Annotated in this window: 17 protein-coding genes; 9 read left to right on the forward strand and 8 right to left on the reverse strand. The window is 61.1% G+C overall.

All coding sequences use genetic code 11. From position 1 onward, the window contains the following. Positions 1 to 5: 5 nt before the first annotated feature. Positions 6 to 5,618, reverse strand: coding sequence for an excinuclease ABC subunit UvrA (locus DWQ09_11840; GenBank protein KAA3627842.1), 5,613 nt, complete (start codon positions 5,616 to 5,618; stop codon positions 6 to 8). Between the two features lie 447 nt (positions 5,619 to 6,065). On the opposite strand from DWQ09_11840, the gene DWQ09_11845 reads away from it, so the two are divergent. After that, on the forward strand, positions 6,066 to 6,287 hold the full coding sequence (locus DWQ09_11845) for a hypothetical protein (protein ID KAA3627843.1): 222 nt from the start codon (positions 6,066 to 6,068) through the stop codon (positions 6,285 to 6,287). Between the two features lie 27 nt (positions 6,288 to 6,314). Here the strand turns inward: DWQ09_11845 and DWQ09_11850 are convergent, their stop codons facing one another. The 5 genes from DWQ09_11850 to DWQ09_11870 all read right to left on the reverse strand — a co-directional run bounded on the left by DWQ09_11850 (position 6,315) and on the right by DWQ09_11870 (position 13,225). After that, entirely contained in the window at positions 6,315 to 8,264 is a 1,950-nt protein-coding gene (locus DWQ09_11850; protein KAA3627844.1) for an acetoacetate--CoA ligase, read from the reverse strand. Positions 8,265 to 8,344: 80 nt separating this feature from the next. Beyond that, complete coding sequence (locus DWQ09_11855) at positions 8,345 to 9,043, reverse strand: ParA family protein (protein ID KAA3627845.1); 699 nt, start codon at positions 9,041 to 9,043, stop codon at positions 8,345 to 8,347. Positions 9,044 to 9,130: 87 nt separating this feature from the next. Further along, positions 9,131 to 11,440: an NADP-dependent malic enzyme gene (locus tag DWQ09_11860; protein ID KAA3627846.1), complete on the reverse strand. Its 2,310-nt coding sequence runs from the start codon at positions 11,438 to 11,440 to the stop codon at positions 9,131 to 9,133. 215 nt (positions 11,441 to 11,655) lie between these two features. Beyond that, positions 11,656 to 12,453: a nucleoside triphosphate pyrophosphohydrolase gene (locus tag DWQ09_11865; GenBank protein KAA3627847.1), complete on the reverse strand. Its 798-nt coding sequence runs from the start codon at positions 12,451 to 12,453 to the stop codon at positions 11,656 to 11,658. Between the two features lie 4 nt (positions 12,454 to 12,457). Further along, positions 12,458 to 13,225 (reverse strand): NAD-dependent deacylase, encoded by a 768-nt coding sequence (locus DWQ09_11870; protein KAA3627848.1) that lies wholly within the window; start codon positions 13,223 to 13,225, stop codon positions 12,458 to 12,460. A 280-nt stretch (positions 13,226 to 13,505) separates the two neighbouring features. Here DWQ09_11870 and DWQ09_11875 point away from each other — a divergent pair, with 280 nt between their 5' ends. From DWQ09_11875 to DWQ09_11885, 3 genes are all read left to right on the forward strand, one after another. Further along, positions 13,506 to 14,177: a metallophosphoesterase gene (locus DWQ09_11875; GenBank protein ID KAA3627849.1), complete on the forward strand. Its 672-nt coding sequence runs from the start codon at positions 13,506 to 13,508 to the stop codon at positions 14,175 to 14,177. A gap of 473 nt (positions 14,178 to 14,650) precedes the next feature. Further along, a complete protein-coding gene (locus DWQ09_11880) occupies positions 14,651 to 14,989 on the forward strand; it encodes a P-II family nitrogen regulator (GenBank protein KAA3627850.1) in 339 nt (112 codons plus the stop codon). Positions 14,990 to 15,010: 21 nt separating this feature from the next. After that, positions 15,011 to 16,327: an ammonium transporter gene (locus DWQ09_11885; GenBank protein ID KAA3627851.1), complete on the forward strand. Its 1,317-nt coding sequence runs from the start codon at positions 15,011 to 15,013 to the stop codon at positions 16,325 to 16,327. A gap of 57 nt (positions 16,328 to 16,384) precedes the next feature. Here DWQ09_11885 and DWQ09_11890 read toward each other — a convergent pair whose 3' ends face one another. Then, positions 16,385 to 16,660: a hypothetical protein gene (locus DWQ09_11890; protein ID KAA3627852.1), complete on the reverse strand. Its 276-nt coding sequence runs from the start codon at positions 16,658 to 16,660 to the stop codon at positions 16,385 to 16,387. A 139-nt stretch (positions 16,661 to 16,799) separates the two neighbouring features. On the opposite strand from DWQ09_11890, the gene DWQ09_11895 reads away from it, so the two are divergent. From DWQ09_11895 to DWQ09_11915, 5 genes are all read left to right on the forward strand, one after another. Further along, positions 16,800 to 17,564, forward strand: coding sequence for a (Fe-S)-binding protein (locus DWQ09_11895; protein ID KAA3627853.1), 765 nt, complete (start codon positions 16,800 to 16,802; stop codon positions 17,562 to 17,564). Next, entirely contained in the window at positions 17,506 to 18,975 is a 1,470-nt protein-coding gene (locus DWQ09_11900) for an iron-sulfur cluster-binding protein (protein ID KAA3627854.1), read from the forward strand. The genes DWQ09_11895 and DWQ09_11900 overlap by 59 nt, the downstream gene beginning before the upstream one ends. Positions 18,976 to 19,021: 46 nt before the next feature. Beyond that, on the forward strand, positions 19,022 to 19,630 hold the full coding sequence (locus tag DWQ09_11905) for a lactate utilization protein (GenBank protein KAA3628021.1): 609 nt from the start codon (positions 19,022 to 19,024) through the stop codon (positions 19,628 to 19,630). 346 nt (positions 19,631 to 19,976) lie between these two features. Beyond that, positions 19,977 to 20,552, forward strand: coding sequence for a hemolysin III family protein (locus DWQ09_11910; protein ID KAA3627855.1), 576 nt, complete (start codon positions 19,977 to 19,979; stop codon positions 20,550 to 20,552). Positions 20,553 to 20,583: 31 nt separating this feature from the next. Beyond that, positions 20,584 to 21,984, forward strand: a complete 1,401-nt coding sequence (locus DWQ09_11915; protein ID KAA3627856.1) for an L-serine ammonia-lyase — start codon at positions 20,584 to 20,586, stop codon at positions 21,982 to 21,984. A 232-nt stretch (positions 21,985 to 22,216) separates the two neighbouring features. Here DWQ09_11915 and DWQ09_11920 read toward each other — a convergent pair whose 3' ends face one another. Further along, the gene (locus tag DWQ09_11920; protein ID KAA3627857.1) at positions 22,217 to 23,671 is read right to left on the reverse strand and encodes a hypothetical protein; all 1,455 of its coding nucleotides are present in this window, start codon (positions 23,669 to 23,671) and stop codon (positions 22,217 to 22,219) included. Positions 23,672 to 24,228 lie beyond the last annotated feature (557 nt).

A 24,228-nucleotide genomic window follows, 5' to 3' on the forward strand; every position in this document is an offset into this window, starting at 1 on the left:
TGAATTCACTGCTTTGATTTACAGACGTTCGAGCGTTCTGCGAGGAAATCGTTCAGGAAACGTGCGGTATGCGATCCTCGTTTGCGCCCGGCGACCCGCGTCGGAGTGCCCTGCGCTACCACGCGCCCGCCGTTTTTCCCGCCTTCGGGACCCATGTCGATCACCCAATCGGCCTCGGCGATGATGTCGAGATTGTGCTCGATCACCACCACGCTGTTACCCGCGGCAACCAGGCGATGCAGGACGCGGATCAACTTTTCCACATCGGCCATATGCAGGCCGATGGTGGGTTCATCGAGCAGGTAGAGGGTGTGTGCCGGCGAGACCGTCCGGCGTCGCCGATCGTTCTGTTCACCACCGGTCCGGGCCTTGGCCAACTCGGTGACCAGCTTGATACGTTGCGCCTCGCCGCCCGAAAGCGTGGGGCTCTGCTGGCCCAGGGTCAAATACCCCAATCCCACATCCTGCAGCAGGCACAGGGTGTGGTGAATGGCGGGGTGGGCGGCGAAGAAATCCACCGCCGTGTCGATGCTCATCGCCAGCACATCGGCGATGCTTTCATCCTTGAACAGCACCGCGCGGGTCTCCGCATTGAAGCGCGCGCCGCCGCAGGCCTCGCAGGCGACACGCACATCGGGCAGAAAACTCATCTCGATCTTCTGAATGCCCTGGCCTTCGCAGACTTCGCAACGCCCGCCTTTGACATTGAAGGAGAAGCGCCCCGGACCGTACCCGCGCAGCCGCGCTTCGGAGGTCTGCGCATAGAGTTTGCGGATCGCGTCCCAGATACCCACGTAGGTGGCAGGGCAGGAGCGGGGTGTTTTGCCGATGGGGGTTTGATCCACCTCCAGCAGCCGCTGCACCTTTTCCCAGCCTGCGATGTCCGCGCAGCCCTGCAACGGCAGCCGGGCACGACGTTTGCGTCGCGCACCCAGGAGGCGAACCAGGTTGTCACCCAACACATGCCGCACCAGGGTACTCTTGCCGCTCCCGCTGACGCCGGTTATGCACACCAGGCGCCCCAGGGGAATGGTGGTGTCGACGCACTGCAGATTGTGCAGATCGGCCCCGTGAATGGCGATGGCTCCGGCATTGGGGTCGAGCCACGGCCGCTCCCGGACCAGGGGATGGGGAAGGGGATGCGCCAACATCCGGCCGGTGAGCGACTCTTTGCTGCGCATCAACTGTTTCAGACTGCCCTGGGCGACGATACGTCCGCCGCCGCTTCCCGCCCCGGGGCCCAGATCGATCAGGTGCTCGGCGCGGCGGATGGTCTCCTCGTCGTGTTCCACCACCACGACACTGTTGCCCTTGGCCAGCAACTCGGCGAGGGTGTCGAGCAGCAGACGATTGTCACGCGGGTGCAGACCGATGGTGGGTTCATCGAGGATGTAGCAGACACCGCGCAGATTGGAACCCAGTTGCGCGGCCAGGCGGATGCGTTGGGCTTCGCCACCCGACAAGGTAGGGGCGGCACGATCCAGCGTCAGGTAATCGAGCCCCACCTTCTGTAGAAAACCCAGACGGCTCAGCAGTTCGGCCCGTAGATCGCGCGCCACCGCCTCCTCGCGGCGATTCAACTTGAGGCGCCGCAACCAGCGCTCCGCTACCGCAACGGGAAACCCGGCAATGGCGGCGATGGAGTGGTCGCGAAAGCGCACCGCCAAAGCCTCGGGATTCAGGCGCGCACCCCCGCAACCGGCACAGTTGTGGGTCTCGCCCTCGAACCAGTCGTTCCACCAGATCTCTTCGCCGCTCTGCTCGGCGTCGAAGCCCTTGATGGCGAGCCCGGTGCCGAAACAGTCTGGACACCAGCCGTGCTTCGAGTTGTAGGAGAAGAGGCGCGGATCCAGTTCGGCAAAACTGCGGCCGCAACCGTGGCAAGCGCGACGCGACGAGTAGAGCGTCTCCTGGTGCGAGCGTTGCTCGACGATTTTCACCACGCCTTTGCCGAAGTCGAGAGCGCTGTTCAGCAGGGCCCGCAATTGGCTCTCCGAGCCGGGCGTCACTTTCAACTTCGCGACGGGGAGATCGATAGTGTGCTCGCGAAAACGGTCGAGGCGCGGCCAGTCAGCGGTGGGCAGCAGTTCGCCATCGACCCGCAGATGCGTGTACCCCTTGTTCAAGGCCCACTGGGCGAGATCGGTGTAGTAGCCTTTGCGATCCACGACCAGCGGCGCCAGCAGTTGGATGGTTTCGCCGCGATACTCCTTGAGCAGACGCGCCGCGATGGCTTCGGGCGATTGCGGCTCGATGGGTAGATCGCACCGGGGACAGTGTTGCGTGCCCAGTTTGACGAACAGCAGGCGCAGAAAATGGTAGACCTCGGTGAGCGTCGCGACCGTGCTTTTGCGTCCTCCGCGGCTGGTGCGCTGTTCGATGGCCACCGTGGGCGGAATACCGTAGATGGCGTCCACCTCGGGGCGCGCCGACGGTTGCACGAACTGCCGTGCGTAGGCATTGAGTGATTCCAGGTAGCGCCGCTGCCCCTCGGCGAAAAGGATGTCGAAGGCCACTGTACTTTTTCCCGAACCGGAGATGCCGGTGATCACGGTAAACTTCTCTTTGGGAATCGTGACATCGATGTTGCGCAGGTTGTGCTCACGGGCATTGTGGATCTGGATTGCTTTGTTATTGCGGCGCGCACCCCTGACGGATTTTGCTGTTGGCGGGCGCTTGGCGGCGGGTGATCGTTCATCGCGATTCGCCGTCGAGCGGTAATCGCGCAAAGCGCGTCCGGTGTGGGAGGAGGCCGATTTCGCCGCTTCCATCGGCGATCCTGCGAAAACAATTTCTCCGCCTGCTTCACCGCCTTCGGGGCCGAGGTCGACCAGCCAGTCGGCGGCGTTGATGACGTCCAGATTGTGTTCGATCACCAGCACCGAGTGTCCGTCGGCGAGCAGCCGTTCGAACGCCTCCAGTAATCGGGCTATATCGGCGAAATGCAGGCCGGTGGTGGGTTCGTCGAAGAGGAAGAGGGTGGAGCCATCCGATCTTGCGCGCCGTTTGGCAAGATGGCCGGCGAGCTTGAGGCGCTGCGCTTCGCCGCCCGATAGGGTCGGCACGGGCTGGCCCAGCCGCAGATAGCCCAGACCCACCGCCGCCAGCGGCTCCAGACTCTTGTGTACCGCAGGCTGATCGGTAAAGAACGCTACCGCCTCGGTAACGGTGAGATCCAGCACATCGGCCATGCACTTGCCGTCAAGCTTCACCTCCAGGACCTCGGAGCGGTAGCGGCGTCCGTCGCAGTCGGGGCAGCGCAGGTAGACGTCGCTCAGAAACTGCATCTCCACATGTTCGAAACCGGTGCCGCTGCAGGTGGGGCAGCGGCCGGTGCCCGAGTTGAAACTGAAGGTGCCCGCCGTGTAGCCGCGCTCCCGGGCCAGTGGTTCGGCGGCGAACAGCTTGCGGATGGCATCGAGCGCGCCCACGTAGCTGGCGGGATTGGAGCGTGTGGTCTTGCCGATGGGGGACTGGTCCACCATCACCACGTCGGTCAACGACTCATGTCCGCGCAGTTGCGTAAACGGTCCAGGCGCTTCGGTTGCTCTGCCCAGCTGTTTGCAGAGCGCCCGGAACAGCACCGTCTCGATCAAGGTCGATTTTCCCGAACCGCTGACGCCGGTGATGCAGACCAACTGCTGCAGCGGGAAACGCAACTCGATCCCCTTCAGGTTTTGCGCGGCTGCGCCGGTGAGCGTCAGCCAACTGGTTGTTGAGGGGTCGCGAGTTCTTAAGGTTCTTAAGGGGTCAGAGCCCTTTTCTTCTATCCGACCCAGATCCGCAACGCAAGTGGCAGAAAAGGGCTCTGACCCCTTAAGAAAATCACCGCGCAGGTAGTGCGCGGTGATCGAATCCCGTGAGCGCAACAATTGCTTCGGCGTTCCGAAATAGACCACCTGACCGCCGTGCTCCCCCGGTCCTGGCCCCATGTCGATGATGCGGTCAGCTGCCAACATGATTTGCGCGTCGTGCTCCACCACCACCAGCGAGTTACCGGCATCGCGCAGTCGATGCAGAATCCCGATGACCCGCTCCATGTCACGCGGGTGTAGCCCGATGCTGGGTTCGTCCAGTACAAAGAGGGTGTTGACCAGGGAGGTGCCGAGCGCGGTGGTTAGATTGATGCGCTGCACTTCACCGCCGCTCAAGGTGCGCGACTGGCGGTCGAGGGTGAGGTAGCCGAGACCGACTTCCTCCAGGTAGCGCAATCGCGAGCGGATTTCGCCGAGCAGCAGGTCGGTCGCCTCATCGAGGGGGGCGGGTAACTGCAGGGTATCGAAAAAGGCGCGGCAACGATTGATCGGCAGGATCATGACATCGTGCAGCGTGAGGCCCGGCAGTGAAGCCAGCGTCGCGCGGGTATATTCGAAAGACGCAGCGTGGAACCGCTGCGTATCGGGCAGGACGCTGTCGGCCTCGCGCTTCGTGCCGATGCGCCAGTTGAGGGCCTCGGGTTTAAGCCGTGCCCCAGCGCAATTTGCGCAGCGATCGTAGGATCGGTACTTGGAGAGCAGCACACGGATGTGCATGCGATAACTTTTGGTCTCCAGCCAATCGAAGAAACGCCGCGTGCCGTACCAGACGCCCTCGTCCCAGTGGCCTTCACCGTCGATGACCCAACGCCGGTGCCGGTCGCTCAGTTCGCGCCACGCCTTGTTGATGGGCACCCTGCGCTGCCTGGCAAAGCGGATCAGGTCGTCCTGGCATTCGCGGTAGCTGTCGGTCTGCCATGGTTTTACCGCTCCGGCGGCGAGGCTCTTGCTTTCGTCGGGCACCACCAATCCGTAGTCGATGCCCATGGTGCGTCCGAAACCACGGCAGGTCTCGCACGCACCGAGGGGTGAGTTGAAGGAGAAACTGTTGGGGACAGGGTCGCTGTATTCGATGTCGCAAGATGCGCAGTGCAGCGTCGCCGAGTAGGGCAATGCCCGGTGTCCGTCGTCGAGCGGAAACACGCGAATGTGGCCACGACCGTGATGCAACGCGATTTCCAGGTCTTCGATCAGGCGATCGCGCCGGTCGGGTGCCAGGCGCAGTCGGTCTTGAGTCACCAACAGTGTACCCTCGAACTCATCTTGAATCCGGCTGTAGCCCTGTGCCTCCAGATTCTTCAGCACCTCATCGCGGGTGAAGTTGCCGGGTATGCGAATGGGAAAAGTGATGGCGACGCGTTGATCGGTGTGTTTTGCGAGCAACTGATCGGCAATGGTATCGGGTGTGTCGCGTACCACCGGCTGCCCGCAGCGGTGGCAATAGAGCTGGGTGGTACGCGCGAACAGCAACTTCAGATGATCGTTGAGTTCGGTCATGGTGCCCACCGTTGAGCGCGAGGTGCGTACCGGATTGGTCTGGTCGATGGCGATGGCCGGCGGGATACCCTCGATGCGCTCCACCTGCGGCTTGTCCATGCGGTCGAGGAACTGACGCGCGTAGGGTGAAAAGGTCTCGACGTAGCGGCGTTGCCCCTCCGCGTAGAGGGTATCGAAGGCGAGCGAGGATTTGCCCGAGCCGCTGACGCCGGTAATGACGATCAGTTCGTTGAGCGGCAGTTCGAGATCCAGGTTCTTCAGGTTGTTCTGAGTCGCGCCGTGGATACGAATAGTCAAGTCGCTCATGGTGTGCAGAGGGTGGCCGGGTCGAAAAGGACGCCCACTATAACAAGTGGCGCCGGTGTTCGCCCGTGCGGATTCATCGCCCCTCCAAAGCCACGTCAGTGCGTTCGTGGCGGCAGCGCAAACTATGCTTTCCCTGCTCTGTATGCGGGATTCCTGCGCCCGGTTGGAGCGGTGTGCAGTTAACTCGGCTGACGATTACCACGACATATCCAACAACCAGTGGCGGGATGCGGAATTGCTGTACGGCTGGAGTGGTCAGTGTTTACGGCGAAGGAGACGATGCTATGAGCCGACGTGCCAGATGTGCAGTGGGAATAGTGGTTGCCCTGCTTGCAACCTCTGTGGTTGCGGACAGCCATAAGAGTCCGGGCGGTATCATTGCGATCCCGGTGGGCAAAGCGACGGGGCGGCTCACGGTCCAGTTCGAACTGTTCGACAGGAAACCCTTTGTCCACCGGGTGCGCGCTGGAGATCAACCGCATTGCGGCGGGCAGACACGTGGTCAATGTCAGCGTAGCGGGTGGATGCGGTGGTTTCGGTTGGCTGCCGAGTGCCAGGCAGCGTGTCAATCTGATTGAAGGCAACCGATACACGGGCCTGGTGCGGTTTACGTATCACCGCGTGTCTACGCAATTGCCGATCAAACCCCTGCCCCGGTTGCCGCGATAGTGATGGGTAACGACTTCGCCCGCACCTCTAGTCGAGTGTGCGGGCGATTGCTGCCACCTCGTCGAGTATGTGCGGATTGGCGAGGGCGTCTTTGTTCTTGACCTCCTTGCCCTGCAGGATGTTGAGCACCGCCAGCTCGACCTTCTTGCCGCTGATGGTGCGCGGGATGTCGCTGAGCGCAAGGACGCGGCGCGGGACATGACGCGGGGTGGTATTGTCGCGGATCAGGGCCTTGATGCGTTTGACGAATTCGTCGTCGAGCGTGACGTCCGCGCGCAGTACCACGAAAAGCACGATCTCGACGTCGTTGTCCACGGGGCGCCCCACCACCAGCGAGTCGATGATCTCGTCGATCGCTTCCACCTGGCGGTAGATATCGGCGGTGCCGATACGTACACCGCCGGGATTGAGCGTGGCATCCGAGCGGCCGTAGACGATGACGCCACCGCGCGGCGTGATCTCGATATAGTCGCCGTGGTGCCAGACGCCGGGGTAACGGCGAAAATAGGCATCCAGATACTTCTCGTTGTCGGGATCGTTCCAGAACGCCACCGGCATGGAGGGGAAGGGCGCCGCACAAACCAACTCGCCCTTTTCGCCGATCAGCGCCCTGCCGTCATCGTCCCACGCCTCCACCTGCATGCCGAGCCCGCGTTTCTGGATCTCCCCCGCATAGACCGGCGCGGTGGGGCAGCCAAGCATGAAACAGGAGATGATGTCGGTGCCTCCCGAGATGGATGCGAGTTGAATGTCGGTACCTACCTCCCGGTATATCCATGCGAAGTTTTCCTCGGACAGCGGTGATCCGGTGGAGAGCACTGTGCGCAATCGCGACAGATCGAAACCGCGACTGGGGTGGATGCCGGATTTTTCGCAACCGGAAATGAACTTGGGACTGGTGCCGAAAACGGTAATGCCGAGATCCTGCGCCAGACGCCACAAGATGGTCATATCCGGGTGACCCGGGCTGCCGTCGAAGAGCACCACGGTCGCGCCAACCGTCAAAGAGCTCACCAGCCAGTTCCACATCATCCAGCCGCACGTGGTGAAGTAGAAGATCACATCCTCGCGCTTCAGATCGGTGTGCAGCAACAGCTCCTTGGCGTGCTGGATCAGCGTTCCGCCTGCGCCGTGGACGATGCACTTGGGTACGCCGGTGGTGCCCGAGGAGTACATGATGTAGAGCGGATGATCGAAGGGCAGTTGGGCGAATTCAATGTCTTCGGCCGGGTTGTCCAGGGCGTCGTCCCATAGCAACGCACTCCTGATGCCGGTGATATCGGGTTGCGCGTAAACATAGGGCACCACCACGACGCACCGAATGGCGCCGATTTCGTCGGCCACCCTGGCGATGCGCTCACGGGTATCGAAACTCTTACCGCCGTAGAAATACCCATCGCTGGCAATCAGTACCTTGGGCTCGATCTGACCGAAGCGATCCATCACGCCACGGAAGCCGAAGTCGGGACTGCACGATGACCAGAGTGCGCCCAGGCTGGTGGTGGCCAGCATGGCAACGACGGTGGCGATGCGGTTGGGCATGAACCCGGCGACGCGATCGCCGATCCCCACTCCCTGGCCTTTGAGAAACCGAGCAAGCTGCGCGACCTGGGCATAGAGTTCGGCATAGGTGAGGCGCTGGGGTGAGCCATCGCGCTCGTCGACACCGATCAGTGCCGTCTGCTCGTCCCGGTAGCGCAGCAGATTCTCGGCAAAGTTGAGGCGCGCACCGCGGAACCACTGGGCACCGGGCATGCGCGGGTCTTCGAGCACCGCTTCGTAGACACGACTCGCGCGAATCTCGGCAAAGCGCCACATCATTGCCCAGAAGGTGGCCGGTTCGCGTATCGACCAGTCGTAGAGCGCGTCGTAGTCGCGCAGTCCGGTACCGTGCGCATCGTTCACACGCTCCGTGAAGCGGGTCAGATTGGAGTGCGAGATGCGTTCCGTGCTTGGTGTCCAAAGCGGTGTGTTCATGGGGATAGGCTCAGGCCGGGTGCGATTTGGGGGTGATCGACACAGGGACGCGCATCGGGCATCGTCGATCGGGATCGGTACTATCCGGTTTGATCGGAACCGGTGCTGCCAATTTCCCGCACGATGCCCTCATCCAGCCAGTCAAGCAATCCCTGCCACTGTTCGATATCGCGCTGAGCGAGATGAGGAGGCAGGTCGTGAATCCCGATCCCCTGCTCGGCGGCACGCACATAGTTCTGCGTGTCACGAAGCGCGGCAACAAAGGGAATATTCAGCGTTTGCAGAAAATTGCGCAGCGCTAGGTACGAATTGGTGCGCGCCCTGACCCGGTTGGCGACCACGGCGAGCCGCGTCTTGTGCACCCGGGCGCGCCCCACCAGCAGCAGGTCGCGAATGAAATCGGATGCGGCGTAGATATCGATGGAGGAGGGCAGGACAGGAATCAGTATGGTGTCGACCCGACGTACATAGTCTTCGAGGTGAAAACCATGAATCCCCGCCGGTGCGTCGATCACCACGCGTTCGGTGCCGACCGGCGGTGCCAACTGCCAGGCGCGGGTCGCATTGGCGTTGCGCGTTTCGCGAAAGGCGGCGATGCCGTGGATCTGCGGGCGTTCCTCTCCGCGGATGCGATTCCACTTGGTACTCGAACCCTGCGGATCGTAGTCCACCATTGCGGTTTGCATCCCCAAGCCTGCGAAATAGCTCGCGAGATTGGTTGCGATGGTGGTCTTGCCGCAACCGCCCTTGGAGTTGAGTACGAGTATGGTGTGGCGCATGCCCAGTCTGCGAGTCAGTGCCCTGTATGCTTTTATTGTGCGCCAGTGTAGCAGTATCTATCTGATAGACAAACAAAACCCATCACATTATCCAACGCGTCGATTCATGTCAGTAGCTTCCAGCTCGGCTGTCTGGGTCTGAGCATCGACGACCGCCAGGGCGCTCATATTGACGATACGTCGCACGGTAGTGGAGGTGGTCAGGACGTGCGCGGGCGCCGCGGCGCCCAGCAGTAGCGGACCGATTACCACTGCATCGCCGAGAATTTTCAACAGGTTGTAGGCGATGTTGGCGGAATCCATGTTGGGCATGATCAACAGATTTGCTGCGCCGGAGAGTTCGGAATTCGGAAAGATAGCGCTGCGGATTCTCTCGGACAACGCGGTATCGGCGTGCATCTCGCCCTCGACTTCCAGATCGGGCGCACGTCGTTTGATGATCACACGCGCCTCGGCCATCTTGAGTGCAGAGGCGGTTTTGCTGCTGCCAAAGTTGGAGTGCGAAAGCAGGGCCACCTTGGGTACGATGCCGAAGCGCCGTACCGCCTCACTGGCGAGCAGCGTCATCTCGGTGATCTCTTCGGTGGTCGGATCGGGATTGACGTGGGTGTCGCAGATGAACAGAGCGCCCTGTTTGATCAACAGCACATTCATCGCCGCGACCACGCGCGCGTGCGGGTGACGCCCCAGCACGTTGATAATGTGATTGAGGTGTCGGTGGTAGCGGCCGGTGACGCCGCAGATCATCGCATCCGCTTCGCCGTGGCGGATCATCAATGCACCCATGACGGTAGAGCGCGTGCGCACGATCTTGCGTGCGTAGTCGGGGGAGACGCCCTGACGTTCCATGAGTTGATGGTAGAGCTCCCAGTACTCCGTGAACTCGGGGTTGGTGAGCAGGTTCACTACGTCGAAGTGTTCGCCCTGGCGGATGCGCAGACCGAGCTTCTGGATGCGCCGCGTGATGACGTTGGGGCGACCGATCAGGATCGGACGTGCCAGTCCTTCCGTGACGATGTCCTGCACTGCGCGCAGTACGCGCTCCTCTTCACCTTCGGCGTAGACGATGCGCTTGGGTGCCAGTTTGGCGGCTTCGAAAATCGGTTTCATCAGCAGTCCGGAGCGAACGACGTACTGCTGCAGCTTCTCGCGGTAGGCGACGAAATCGGGCAGGGGCCGCGTTGCGACGCCGCTCTCCATGGCGGCTTTGGCAACCGCGGATGACACCTCGACGATCAGTCGTGGATCGAAAGGCTTGGGGATGATGTAGTGCGGGCCAAAGGTAAGCGCGTGATCGCCGTAGGCGCTGGCCACCACATCGGATGCCTCCACCGTTGCAAGGTCGGCGATTGCATGCACGGCTGCGATCTTCATCGCGCCGTTGACGCACGTGGCGCCCACATCGAGTGCGCCGCGGAAAATGTAGGGGAAGCAGAGGACGTTGTTCACCTGATTGGGATAGTCGGAGCGCCCGGTTGCCATGATCGCATCCTGGCGAACCTTCCTGACCTCCTCGGGCAGGATCTCCGGTACCGGATTGGCCAGCGCCAGTATGAGCGGCCGCTTGGCCATTGTGGCGACCATCTCTTTGGTGATGACGCCTGGACCGGAGAGCCCGAGGAAGATATCGGCGCCGCTCATCGCTTCGGCGATGGTGCGCATCCTGGTCTCTTGAGCAAAGCGCACCTTGGTGGGGTCCGTCGAGGTGTCGCGACCTTTGTAAACCACGCCTTTGCGATCGCAGATGGTGATATTCTCGCGCGGCAGGCCCAGGTCCACCAGCAGCTCGAGGCAGGCTATCCCGGCGGCACCTGCGCCGAGGGCGACCAGGCGCACCCTGGAGATCTCTTTCTCCAGCAAGCGCAGCCCATTCAGGGTCGCTGCGCCCACGATGATGGCAGTGCCATGCTGGTCATCATGAAACACGGGGATGTTGACGCGTGCCTGCAGTTTGCGCTCGATCTCGAAACACTCCGGCGCCTTGATATCCTCCAGGTTGATGGCGCCAAACGTGGGTTCCAGACGCGCGATGGTATCGACAAACAGGTCGGAATCGGTCTCGTTGACCTCGATATCGAAGACATCGATATGCGCGAATTTCTTGAACAGCACCGCCTTGCCTTCCATCACCGGCTTGGCGGCCAGCGGACCGATGGGCCCGAGTCCCAGCACTGCGGTGCCATTGGTGACCACGGCAACCAGGTTGCCGCGCGCCGTCATCTCGCTCACTTGGGCGGGGTCATCGACAATCGCGTTGCACGCGGCAGCCACGCCTGGAGAGTAGGCCAATGCCAGATCGCGCTGATTGGCCAGCGGCTTGGTGGGCGAGATTTCGAGTTTTCCGGGCTTCGGGTAGCGGTGGTAATGCAGTGCGCTTTCGGTCAGATCGTTGGCCATCAATGGATTCCTACGCTACGGTTGAGCGGAAAACGAACCGGATGTATGTCGCTGCAATGGCACGGCCGCCTGGCGTGGTTGGTGTCAGGCCGGCGCCGTACAAAGGGCGGTGTTGGGTGCAGAAGGAAGGCTGTATTCTTGAGCTTCATGGTATGAGAAAAGCATAACACAGCCTCCTCAGCGAATAGAGTGTTACAAGGTGGCTGTGTGCCTCGCTATTTTGCCCGCCGATCCGCGCGCTTTGCGGCCTCCCACAGCGCGTCGAGTTCAGCCAGGGGTGTATCGACGGGCGCGCGCCCCTGTTGACGCAGATCCGTCTCGATGAAGCGAAATCGGCGTTCAAACTTCCGGTTGGCATAGCGCAGCGCCGTTTCGGGATCGACGCCCAGGTGGCGCGACAGGTTGGTGCAGGCGAACAACAGATCGCCCATCTCGTCGGTGATCCGCCCCAGATCGTTGTCCCCGGACAGTTCGTGACGCACCTCCTCCAGTTCCTCGGCGATTTTGTCGAACACAGGATGCGGACTCGGCCAATCGAAACCGACACGGGCTGCGCGACGCTGCAGTTTCACCGAGCGGGTGAGGGCCGGGAGTGCGGCAGTCACACCGTCGAGCACACTGTCGCGCTCGGGTTTTTCCCGTGCCTTGTGTTGCTCCCACGCCTCGGTTTGGGTGGCTGCATCGGCGATCTGCTCGTCACCAAAGACGTGGGGGTGGCGGCGAATCATCTTGTCGACGATGGACTGCACCACGTCGGAGAACTCGAACCAGCTTGCCTCCTCGGCCATCCGCGCATGGTAGACCACCTGCAGCAGCAGATCGCCCAGTTCCTCTTTGAGGTCCTCGGGTGCCTCGCGCTCGATGGCATCAGCGACTTCATAGGCCTCTTCTATGGTGTAGGGGGCGATGGAGCGGAAGTCCTGCTCCCGGTCCCAGGGACAGCCGGTTTTGGGGTCGCGCAGCCGTGCCATGACGGTGAGCAGGGCGCGGATATCGTGATGCGGGTAGTTCATCGAGCTAGTTCCTCGAAGCCTCAGACGTTGGTCTTGGAGCCGCGATCAGCCGCGGCAGAATTTCTCCAGCGGGACCGCGTAAGTGTAGGTGCGCATTGTGGCTGAGTGGGGTTTCGCTGGGGTTGATCTCGATCAGCATGGCGCCGGCTTCGAGTGCGGCGTAGGGTAACCCAGCCGCTGGATAGACCAAACTCGAGGTGCCGATGCAGAGGAAGAGGTCGCAGCGCTTTGCCGCGTCGAACGCCCGCTCCAGCGCCGCAGCCGGCAGGTGTTCGCCGAACCAGACCACGTCCGGCCGCAGCGGTGCGTCACATTGTGGACAGCGTGGAGGGATGCGGGTGTCGTCAGGATTCGGAACGGCTGGATGGGCCTTGTCCGCGCAGCGGGTGCGATGGATGTTGCCGTGGAGTTCGATGATATTGTGACTTCCCGCGCCTTGGTGCAGTCCGTCAACGTTCTGTGTTATCAAGTGAAAATTGCTGCAGTGTTGCTCCATTGCCGCCAGGGCGGTGTGGCCAGGATTGGGCTGCGCTGCCGCAATCAGTTCGCGCCGCCATGCGTACCATTGCCACACCCGTTCCGGATCGGCTGCGAACGCCTCGGGCGTGGCAAGCTGCAGAGGATCATAAGTGGCCCAAAGACCGGTTTGGGCATCGCGAAAGGTGGGTACACCACTCTCAGCCGAGATGCCCGCGCCGGTGAGGACCGTTATACGAGTCGCAGCGCAGATCAGCGCGGCGGCTTGCTGCAGTGGGTTGCTTTCTTCAGGCATCGGCTTCGACGCTCGGGGTGGAATCCCGGTCAAGGATAGTTGAATGTCTGTTGTGTATGCCCGAACTCCTGGCAAGACAAGGGACCTTGGATTCCGCAATACTGGGCGCAATTCGGTCTACGATTGATCGGCAACAGTGCCCATTCAGCCATCGGGGCCGCTATAATCTCCACCTCTGTCGCTCGCCCGGAGGCGGAGCGTGCCCTGCGGTCGGACATAACACTCTGCTTTTATTGGTGAAATTAACATCAGCGTGCAATGACAGGAAGCCGCGGTAGACGTGATTAAACGTTTCTCCCAAAACCAGCTGGGTCGCGATTTCGTATCCGGCGATATCCACGGCGAATTCCATCTGCTGGAGGCGGAATTGGAACGGCTGGATTTTGATACTGATCGTGACCGCCTTTTCTGTGTCGGCGATCTGGTGGATCGCGGCAGCGACTCTCTGGCGGCACTGGAGTGGCTCGCCAAGCCCTGGTTCCACACCTGCCGCGGTAATCACGACAATTTCGTTCAATCCGCACCGGGTAATGTCGACGAGTTGTCCTGGTGGGTGGCGGTCAACGGGGGTGACTGGTGGCTGGAGGTGGATGAGGCGACCAAGTGGCGCTTTATGGAGACCTTCGCCGAATTGCCCATGCTCCTGGAGGTGGAGACCCCCCAGGGTCTGGTGGGGATCGTCCACGCTGATATCCCGTGCAATATGTCGTGGTCCCAGTTTGCAACCCGCCTGCAGGATGGTGATCAGGCCGTATTTGAGTATGCGCTGTGGAGCCGCGGCCGTGCCCAGGAGGTCTGCACGACACCCGTGGAGGGCGTCTACCGCGTCTACTGCGGACACACCGTTTTTGATGCGCCCAAACAGGTTGGGAATGTCTACTTCATCGATACCGGCGCCGGTTACGATTTCGAAGGCGCACACCTGACTGTGTTGCCCATCAATACCGCGTAACCCCCTTACCCGAACTCAATCCTGAATCGATCCGCAATGCCGCACCATGTTGGTGCAGGGTGGGCCTTTGCTCGTCGAATCTGGTGCATCTGGTCGGGGGTGGTACGGTAATCGAACTGTAACATCATGAAAATAATTAGAACCTATCTCAGAATCCCCCGCGTGCTGTGTTGAGCCCCAGAGGTGCGCTGGGTAGGCCCGAAGGCGCAGCCAATAGCAACGCTATTGGCAAGTCGAGAACACCGCCAGCGCACCTCTGGGGCCAACCCGAAGGGCCGGGCGCTCGTGGCTCCAGCGCGGTGTTGCGGCTCGCTCATTGGGAATGACCCAACCACGCTCGCCGCGCCTGGCGCTGAAACCACGAGCGACCGGCACAGCTCGCGGGGGATTCTGAGATAGGTTCTAGAAAAAATATGTGGCATGCACTATGCAAACCACAGCGCAGATTCCTCAATTCCTGGAGAGGCAAGACGATGAAGCTGGTAACTGCAATCATCAAACCGTTCAAGCTGGACGATGTGCGCGAGGCGCTGTCGGAGATCGGCGTGCGCGGTATCACAGTCACGGAGGTGAAGGGGTTCGGTCGCCAGAAGGGTCACACCGAGCTCTATCGTGGCGCCGAATACGTAGTGGATTTTCTGCCGAAGGTGAAGTTGGAGGTGGCTGTGGCCGCCGACATGCTCGATCAGGTTCTGGAGGAGATCGCCAAGGCGGCCAATACCGGAAAGATCGGTGACGGCAAGATCTTTGTCTCCTCACTGGAGCAGGTGATCCGTATCCGTACCGGCGAGTCCGGCCCCGAAGCCCTATAACCCGACGCGGAGGTTTTTACGATGGAAGCAATACCCGAACTCAAGTACGTACTGAACACGCTCTGGTTTGTATTGGCCGGTGCATTGGTGATGTGGATGGCAGCCGGGTTCGCTATGCTGGAGGCGGGCCTGGTGCGCGCCAAGAACACTGCCGAGATTCTGACCAAGAACGTGGCGCTCTACTCGTTGGCCTGCATCATGTATCTCATCATTGGTTACAACCTGATGTATGGGGAGGGCAACGGTTTCATCGGCGGCGGAACGCTTCTTGCCGGTATTGCCGGCCCTGATGGAACCTCTTATATGGGCGACGATGGTCCGCACCACGCCCTGATGTCTGACTTCTTCTTCCAGGTGGTTTTTGTCGCAACCGCCATGTCGATCGTCTCCGGCGCGGTGGCCGAACGCATGAAGCTCTGGGCGTTTCTGGCATTCGCGGTGGTGATGACCGGTTTCATCTACCCGGTGCAGGGTCACTGGAGCTGGGGTGGCGGATTCCTCTCCGAACTGGGTTATAGCGACTATGCCGGCTCCGGCATCGTCCACCTGGCGGGCGCATCCGCCGCGTTGGCAGGCGTTCTGCTGCTTGGTGCGCGCAAGGGCAAGTACGGTCCGCAAGGGGAGGTGCGCGCGATTCCCGGTTGCAACCTGCCGCTGGCCGCGCTCGGTACCTTGATCCTGTGGCTGGGGTGGTTCGGCTTCAACGGCGGCTCAGAATTGGCGATGGACTCCAAAGGTGCGGCCGATGCCGTCGCTGCGGTCTTTGTCAACACCAATACTGCGGCGGCGGGTGGTTTGCTCGCGGCACTGGTGACGGCACGCTTCCTGTTCGGCAAGGCCGATCTCACCATGGCTCTCAACGGTGCGCTTGCGGGTCTGGTGGCGATCACCGCGGCACCCAACACCCCCTCGCCGTTGCTCGCTACGCTGATCGGCGTTATCGGCGGCGCGCTGGTGGTGTTCTCCATTGTCGCTCTCGACAAGCTGCGGATTGACGATCCGGTCGGTGCCATTTCGGTTCACGGTGTGGTTGGTATCTGGGGGGTGATGGCGGTGCTGCTCTCCAACGACGAAGCGAGCTTTGCCGGTCAATTGGCAGGTATCGGCGCCATTTTCGGCTTTGTCTTCGGCTGCAGCCTCGTGGTGTGGATGATTCTCAAGGTGACTATGGGTATTCGGGTCAGTGAGGAGGAGGAGTACGAAGGCGTGGATATCTCCGAGTGCGGCCTGGAGGCCTATCCGGAATTCACGGCTGCCGCGATCTCGGGTACCGGCACCGGTGGCGGATTGAAAAAACCGGTGGCAGGCAGCGTGGGTGCTGTGGTGACGGCTTCGTGATATCCGAGCACAGTTTTACGTGTAGCGAAGGCGGGCCGCAGGGCCCGCCTTTGTGTCTCATGCTACAGGATTGGCCTGGCACGGTTTCTTTTCACGCGACCATTCAAGCGCGGCAGAGCGTTCCTTGAAAACCTGGCACTCCACGGGCTGATTCTTTGCGTACAGGCTGAACAGGTGGGACATCGTCTCCTGGAACCCTCGCGTCACCAGTGGGGCGATACGGTAGTTCTTACCCCGCTGTTGCGGATTGGTCGCCAGCAGTTCGACGAAATTGCAGACTATCCCGGAGTCGGCTTTCAGCGTCGCCTTCTGCAGGTCAACCAATACATGCATGCCGCTGCATCCAATGCCAGGATGAAGAGGCGCCCTGTAAAGGCGATTCAAACCACCTATCCTTATGCCTAAATGGGTGTCGTGGTGCCTTCGATCCACCGTGCAGGGAATTCGCCGAACCCGGAATGAGCTGAAAGCCATGGAAAAATCTCGCGCTTATCCACCCAAACCCGAGTCGGTCTACTTCTTCGGCACCTGCCTGATCGACCTCTTCTATCCGGAGGCCGGTATGGCTGGCATGCAGTTGCTGGAGCGAGCAGGTGTTGCGGTGATATTTCCGCAGGATCAAACCTGTTGCGGGCAGCCGGCCTTCAATTCGGGTTATCACGCCGAGGCGCTGTCCGTGGCGCGCCGCCAGTTGGCTTGCTTCGCGGAAGAGATTCCCATCGTAGTGCCCTCTGCTTCGTGCGCGGGGATGATGCGCCAGCACTACCCTGAACTGTTCGCTGGCGAGGCTGATTTCGCGCGTGCCCTAGCAATCGCTGAGCGTACCTATGAGTTGACGGAGTTTCTGGCCAACGTCCTCGGTGTTGAACTCAAGGATACCGGCGATCCCGTGCGTGTGACTCTGCACACCTCCTGTTCGGCGTGGCGCGAGATGGGCGTTGCACAGGAGGCCAAGACATTGCTCGGCCAACTGCACAACGTGCAGCTGGTGGAACTGCAGCGCGAGCGTGAGTGCTGCGGCTTCGGCGGTACCTTTGCGGTCAAACACCCCGAGATCTCGGCCGCCATGGTCAACGACAAAACAGCCGATATCTGCGCCACCGGCGCTGAACGCGTTCTGGGCGGCGATTGCGGCTGCTTGATGAATATCACGGGCGCCCTGGAATTCCAGGGTAAAGATGTGCGGGGTCAACATATCGCCAGTTTTCTCCTGGAGCGGACCGGTGACCGGGACTGATTTCCAGGCGCGTTCCCACGCGGCACTGAACGACAGCCAGCTGCGCGCCAACTTCCGGCGCGCGATGGACGGTCTGATGTCCAAGCGTCGCTCCGCGTTTGCGGACACCGAAGAGCTGGAATCGTTGCGCGACCTCGGCGCAAGCATACGCCGCAACGCCCTGGCGAAACTGCCGGAGCTTCTGGAAAAACTGGAAGCAAACTGCAGCACCAACGGCATTCAGGTGCACTGGGCGGAGACCACGCGGCAGGCCAATGAAATCGTTTTGCAGATCGCGCAACGCCGCGATGCCCGGCGCATCATCAAGGGCAAATCGATGGTCTCCGAGGAGATGCATCTCAATCGATTCATGGCCGGGCACGGCATCGATTGCCTGGAGTCCGATCTGGGCGAGTACATCATCCAGCTCGATCATGAGATGCCCTCGCATATCATCATGCCCGCCATCCACAAGAACAAGGATCAGATCGCGCACCTCTTCGAGCGCGAGGTGGCGCAGGGACGCTACACGGAGGACGTGGACGAACTGACCGCCATGGCGCGCCAGAAGTTGCGCGAAGCCTTTATGTCCGCCGACATCGGCATGTCGGGTGTCAATTTCGCAGTGGCCGAGACCGGCACGCTGTGCCTGGTGGAGAACGAAGGCAACGGCCGCATGTGTACCACGGTGCCGCCGGTGCATATCGCGGTAATGGGTATCGAGAAGGTGGTGGAGCGGCTCGATGATGTCCCGCCCCTGCTGAGTCTATTGACCCGTTCCGCGACCGGGCAGCCGATAACGACCTACTTCAACATGATCACCTCGCCGCGCAAAACCGGTGAACGCGATGGCCCCGAGGAGATACACCTGGTGTTGCTCGATAACGGCCGCTCGCGTATGTACGCCGATGAGCAGTTGCGTCAGACTCTGCAGTGCATCCGTTGCGGTGCCTGCATGAACCACTGCCCGGTTTACACGCGCATCGGGGGCCATGCCTACGACGCAGTCTACCCGGGACCCATCGGCAAGATCCTCACCCCGCAAATCGACGGCATCGAACAGGCGGGTGAGCTCGCCACCGCATCATCGCTGTGCGGCGCGTGCGCCGAGGTGTGTCCGGTGCGCATTCCCATCCCGCAGATTCTGGTCCGTCTGCGCCGGGAGGCGGTCAATCGGCCGTCTGGCGTCGGCGCGGTGCGTGGCAGCGGTGCACGACGCAAAGGCCTGGAGGCGTTGATCTGGCAAGGCTGGGCTGCGCTGCATTCCCGGCCGGGCGGGTACCGGTTCTTTACGGGATGGGGCGCCAGGTTGGGGGGGTTTTTACCCAACGTCGGTGCACTCAAGGAGTGGACCTCGGTGCGCAGCAAGCCGCAACTGGCGTCGAAGACGCTGCATCAACTGGCACGGGAAAAGGGGATCGCCGGTGAGTGACATCGCGCGCGACAACATCCTTGGCCGCCTGCGCAGCCCCGGGCGCATGACCGACAGCGCGGTGCGAGTGGCGACGAGGTTGCCGCTAAAGCAGTGGGCGTACGAGGAGAGGATTGAGCGTTTCACTACGCTGTTGACTGCGGTACACGCCGAGGTGCATCGCACTACCACCGCGCATTGGATCACGGAGCTCTGTGCATTGCTGGCCGGGCGTTCGATACGCAACATGATGTATGCATCGGAAACACCGATCGGCCAGGCCCTGGACAAGGTCGGTGAGTTACTGCCGGAGCGGATTCGTTATGCGGAATCCATCGAGGCCTTCAAACCTGCGCTGTTCAATGATGTCGCGGCCGCGCTCACCAGCGCACATGCGGGCATTGCCGAAACCGGCACTCTGGTGCTGTGGCCGACTATTCAGGAGCCACGGTTGATGTCGCTGGTGCCGCCCGTTCACATCGCGGTGTTGGCGGCGGATCGTCTGTTCAATACGCTCGCCGAAATCATGACGGAGGAGAATTGGGCGAGCAGCCTGCCCACCAATGCGTTGCTGATCTCCGGACCCTCGAAAACTGCGGATATCGAACAGACACTCGCCTACGGCGTGCACGGACCAAAGGAGCTGATTGTTTTCCTCCTGGAGTGCAGTGCATGAGGGTGAACTGTTACGAAGACCTCACCGCCGTTCTAGGCGAATTTCTTCCGGGGTCACGGCGCTGCGTATCCCGGTATACGGTGCAGTCCGGCTGCGGGGACGGAATCCTCGCATTCAATTCACCACGGCGAAGCCGCGCCACAGTGTTTGGCCTGTGAGTCAACCAATAATCCAATTCGCATGAGACCTCCCCACGCATAGGGTGATAAAGTAGCGCTACCAGTACGTATCCACTCCCACGACCGGACAACAGGACCCACCCACCTTGGCGTCAACCTGCACCATTGAAAACCGCCCCCAATCCCTGGGCGAAGAGATCGCCAACAGCGTCAGCCATGGCGCGGGGATGGTGGCTGCGATCGTGGCGGTTCCGTTCCTGATGATCGCTGCGGTAAGGGGCGGTGATGCCGCAGGTATCGCGGGGGCCGCGGTCTTTGCCACGAGCATGGTGCTGCTGTATGCGTCATCCATGCTGTTTCATGCCATCCCTCAGGGTCGTGCCAAGCGCCTCTTCCAGTTCCTCGATCACGGGGCGATCTATCTGCTGATTGCGGGGACCTATACGCCGTTTTTGCTGGGACCGTTGCGCGGCGCCTGGGGCTGGACGCTGTTCGGTCTGGTCTGGGGCCTGGCCGTCGCGGGTATCACCGTCAAGGCGATTATCGGGGCGCACGCAGCCGGCAAAATCTCCACGTGGATCTATTTGGCCATGGGATGGCTGATTCTGATCGCCGCTGAACCTGCCTGGACACATGTGCCGAAGTGGGGGCTCTTCTGGCTGTTGATGGGCGGCATAGCCTACACGCTTGGCGTGGTCTTTTTCGCCGTGGAAAGGATCCGCTATTTCCATTTCGTCTGGCATCTGTTCGTGATCACTGGCACTGCCTGCCACTTTTACGCAGTACTCAACTACGCTATCTGAGTCGCCGTCGTTGGCGCCTCACGGATAGATCATGGCCATCAGCGTTTTCGACCTGTTCAAGATCGGTATTGGCCCATCCAGTTCGCACACCGTCGGTCCGATGATCGCAGCCCGGCGGTTTGCCGTGGGTTTGAACGAGGCTGGCCTGCTGTCACGTGTTGCCCAACTTCGGGTAGAGCTGTTCGGTTCGTTGGGTGCCACGGGTAAGGGGCACGGAAGCGATAAGGCGATTTTGATGGGTCTGGAAGGGGAGACGCCCGATCAGGTCGATCCCGATGGGGTGGATGGGCGTCTCGCCGGCATCCGCCGGCAGGGTGCTCTACGGCTGCTGGGGAAACATGAGGTGGCCTTTGATGAGTCCGAGGATTTAATCCTCCACCGGCGCAAGAGTCTGCCCGATCACCCCAACGGTATGCGTTTTCTAGCCGTTGACACAACGGGGGCAAAGCTCTACACCCGTGGTTACTACTCGGTGGGTGGTGGTTTCGTGGTCGAGGAGGATGCCGCCGCAGAAGGCCAGTTACGCGCCGACGATACGTTACTTCCCCATCCCTTCAAGAGCGCCACAGAGCTGTTGGCGCTGTGTCGGAAACAAAGCGTTCGAATCAGCGACTTGATGCTGGCGAACGAGCAGGTATGGCATTCGGAAAGCGAGATCCACGAGCGACTGCTGAAGATCTGGCGGGTAATGCAGTCCTGTGTGGAGCGCGGCTGCAAGGAGGAGGGAATCCTGCCCGGCGGCATGAAGGTGCGCCGTCGAGCGGCAAGCCTGTACCGCAAACTCTGTAGCCACCCTGAAGAGGGATTGCAGGATCCGCTGACGGTACTGGACTGGGTCGATCTCTACGCGTTGGCGGTCAATGAGGAAAATGCCGCCGGTGGTCGTGTGGTGACCGCCCCCACCAACGGCGCGGCAGGGATCGTCCCCGCGGTGCTGCACTACTACGCCCGGTTCTGCAAAGGGGCCAACGAGGATGGAGTGGTCCGTTTTCTGCTGACGGCCGGCGCTATCGGCATCCTCTACAAGGAGAATGCCTCCATCTCGGGCGCCGAAGTCGGCTGCCAGGGCGAAGTGGGTTCCGCCTGCTCGATGGCTGCGGGCGCGCTGACCGAGGTGCTGGGCGGTACTCCAGAACAGGTAGAAAACGCCGCCGAGATCGGCATGGAGCACAATCTGGGATTGACCTGCGATCCGGTGGGGGGGTTGGTTCAGGTGCCGTGCATCGAGCGCAACGCCATGGCCGCGGTCAAGGCGATCAACGCCGCGCGCATGGCGCTGCGTGGTGACGGGACGCACTTCGTCTCGCTCGACAAGGTCATCAAGACCATGCGCGACACCGGTGCCGATATGAAGACCAAGTACAAAGAGACTGCGCGGGGCGGCCTTGCGGTTAACGTCATCGAAGTACCGGTCAACATCATTGAGTGCTGACCGGTTGCTATGGGGATCTTTCCAGCACATGGCGTGTTGAAAAAAGACAGCCGGTACTTACGCTGCCTCCCTTTGGGAGGCAAGCGCAAAACGCTTGCATGCGTATTCATAATGGGCCGGGTGGTCTGCGAGGGTAGAGCCACTGTTGGGCGGACCGAGAGGCCCAATCGACGAGAGTTCCCCTGCAGCGATACTTGCGGCGCGACTGGTGCAACGTTGCGTCTTAGCCGCACTATCTTGGAGGCCGCCTGCCAATCAACTGCTGAATCCATTCCTGAATAGCGCGTTGGGCCTCTGGATTGGCAGGTTCGTCTCCACTTCCGGTGAACGAAAGACGCACGAACATACCGTCCGCAATACCCGCGGGAGAGCGTTGTTGCCACGCAAAACTTCGCCAGCGCTTTCTCCAGGCATTGACGTTTTCGAGTTGCACTCCACTCAGACGACCTACCCGGTGCTCGATTCGTTCGCCCAGCGCGTAGCAGCCGTCGTCGAACACTTCGAGCCTGGTTGAGAACCCCGCAATACCGCCGACACGCTGGTACTCGATTACCTTGGTCAATCCGGCGCAGGCCGGTGTCGCTTCGGGTTGCCGCTGGTGGCTGCCACGGGCGGCGTCAAGGGGTGCATGGGTAAACAGCAGGCTGAAGCGCGTATCCTGAGGTTCGTTTCCCCGGAAGCAGGCGACAAGGACGCTGTCTCTGCTCCAACTTGGCAGAGTACAATGGGCATCGCTGCCGTAAGCGGTCACTTGTGCGTTGCCGCCGCCGCGTCGAACAGGCTCGCCGAGCCGGATGGCGTAGAGCCCCGTCGATTTTCGCGTAATCACGATGTCACGCTTTGAGTTGGTAAAACGCGTGTCCGCACGGTATCGCGATAGGTCGGGTTTGTCCGCCCACACGTAGGTGGCGTCGGTGGTGTCGCGGGTAAAGAGCAGTGTGAATCGGGCGTCCGTGGGCTTGCGACTGGCAATCGCGAAACAGCGCACCTCAACATCACGATCTCTCCAGCGTCGGACATTGCAGTAGACGGCTTCGTCCCCGTAAGCGGTGATCTGAATATTACCGCCTCGATTGGCAGCGCCGTCGAGGTTTACCCGGTATGCGCCTGGGCCGGTGCGGGCGATGTGCGGATGCGCGGCGGTGCGCCCTCGATTCGCGAAGATGACAGCGGGCTCGTAATTGCTTGAAGTGGGGTTATCAGCCAACAGATAGTCCTGGCCACTTCCATTGTGAAAGAGCAGCGAATAGCGTGTGTCGATTGGCGTTCCGTCGGGACCGTAGCACGCAATGTTCACGATCCCGCGCCGCCAACTCGCCGCCTGGCAATGCGCGTTGCCGCCATACGCCGTGACCTGTGCGTGTCCGCCGTAGGCGGCAATGGCACCGAGCGTGACGTTGTAGAAACCCTTGCGCACCCGGTGGATGGCGATCGGCCCGTCATTCCGACTGTAGGCAATGGCAGGCAGGTAGTCGCGTGCCAGTGGGTCGTTAGCCCAGACATAGGCGATGCGCAACGGCGACGGCATGCAGTTTTGTCCCTGCGCATTGCAAGCGTAGATGTCGACGGTGCAAAACAGCAGCAGAGTGGCGATGAACCAAACGTTGGCTGCCGTTTTCGTGCGGCACATCGTGGCGGGGGCGGCGCGTGCCGGACGGGCGTTTGAATAGGCTTTGGACTCGTGCATCATTTTCCACCTAGGATGTGACAGTCACGCTCTGGTATCGCACATGAATCGGACTCCGTTTGGCACAACGATGCCCACTAAGTCGCCGTGATCGACATATCGGTTCATTCCCAATCCCCGCAGCAGTCTGGTACAGTTTTCTCCCTGGCGCTACCGCCTGATCAAGTCGGCAGCGCCGTTACATTGTTGCGCGATCGCATACCCTTCGTGCGCCTCGACCGGCAGATCCACGGGGATCAAATCGTGAACGCAAATACGCTACCCCAACGAGTGCCGCACGCTAACCAATGCTCCCATCCAGCAGCCAGTGAATACGTCACATCGCACGCCGGTGAGGCGCGACGGGTAAAAGGCGCCGAAAACCGCTCCATCACCCCCACCTACCGCAGGGGATGCGGCTAGAAGAGAGGGTGGGATGGCTGCGTGGCGGCAGTTTCCAACGCATGGTTTTCATGATGCCCCTCGATGCTTAAAGGACTATTTGCAGATGCCGACAGTGAGATATATCCTGCAGCGATTACAGTGACAAGGTTAGCCGGCCGATAGCAAGGGATCTG

The sequence above is a fragment of the Pseudomonadota bacterium genome (assembly GCA_008501635.1).
GTDB lineage: Bacteria > Pseudomonadota > Gammaproteobacteria > QQUJ01 > QQUJ01 > QQUJ01.

Excerpts from the sequence above, each read along its gene's own strand:
- DWQ09_11840 (KAA3627842.1), bottom strand. The coding sequence starts at position 5,618 with ATGAGCGACTTGACTATTCGTATCCACGGCGCGACTCAGAACAACCTG.
- DWQ09_11850 (KAA3627844.1), bottom strand. The coding sequence starts at position 8,264 with ATGAACACACCGCTTTGGACACCAAGCACGGAACGCATCTCGCACTCC.
- DWQ09_11855 (KAA3627845.1), bottom strand. The coding sequence starts at position 9,043 with ATGCGCCACACCATACTCGTACTCAACTCCAAGGGCGGTTGCGGCAAG.
- DWQ09_11860 (KAA3627846.1), bottom strand. The coding sequence starts at position 11,440 with ATGGCCAACGATCTGACCGAAAGCGCACTGCATTACCACCGCTACCCG.
- DWQ09_11865 (KAA3627847.1), bottom strand. The coding sequence starts at position 12,453 with ATGAACTACCCGCATCACGATATCCGCGCCCTGCTCACCGTCATGGCA.
- DWQ09_11870 (KAA3627848.1), bottom strand. The coding sequence starts at position 13,225 with ATGCCTGAAGAAAGCAACCCACTGCAGCAAGCCGCCGCGCTGATCTGC.
- DWQ09_11880 (KAA3627850.1), top strand. The coding sequence starts at position 14,651 with ATGAAGCTGGTAACTGCAATCATCAAACCGTTCAAGCTGGACGATGTG.
- DWQ09_11885 (KAA3627851.1), top strand. The coding sequence starts at position 15,011 with ATGGAAGCAATACCCGAACTCAAGTACGTACTGAACACGCTCTGGTTT.
- DWQ09_11890 (KAA3627852.1), bottom strand. The coding sequence starts at position 16,660 with ATGCATGTATTGGTTGACCTGCAGAAGGCGACGCTGAAAGCCGACTCC.
- DWQ09_11895 (KAA3627853.1), top strand. The coding sequence starts at position 16,800 with ATGGAAAAATCTCGCGCTTATCCACCCAAACCCGAGTCGGTCTACTTC.
- DWQ09_11900 (KAA3627854.1), top strand. The coding sequence starts at position 17,506 with ATGTGCGGGGTCAACATATCGCCAGTTTTCTCCTGGAGCGGACCGGTG.
- DWQ09_11905 (KAA3628021.1), top strand. The coding sequence starts at position 19,022 with ATGACCGACAGCGCGGTGCGAGTGGCGACGAGGTTGCCGCTAAAGCAG.
- DWQ09_11910 (KAA3627855.1), top strand. The coding sequence starts at position 19,977 with ATGGTGGCTGCGATCGTGGCGGTTCCGTTCCTGATGATCGCTGCGGTA.
- DWQ09_11915 (KAA3627856.1), top strand. The coding sequence starts at position 20,584 with ATGGCCATCAGCGTTTTCGACCTGTTCAAGATCGGTATTGGCCCATCC.
- DWQ09_11920 (KAA3627857.1), bottom strand. The coding sequence starts at position 23,671 with ATGCACGAGTCCAAAGCCTATTCAAACGCCCGTCCGGCACGCGCCGCC.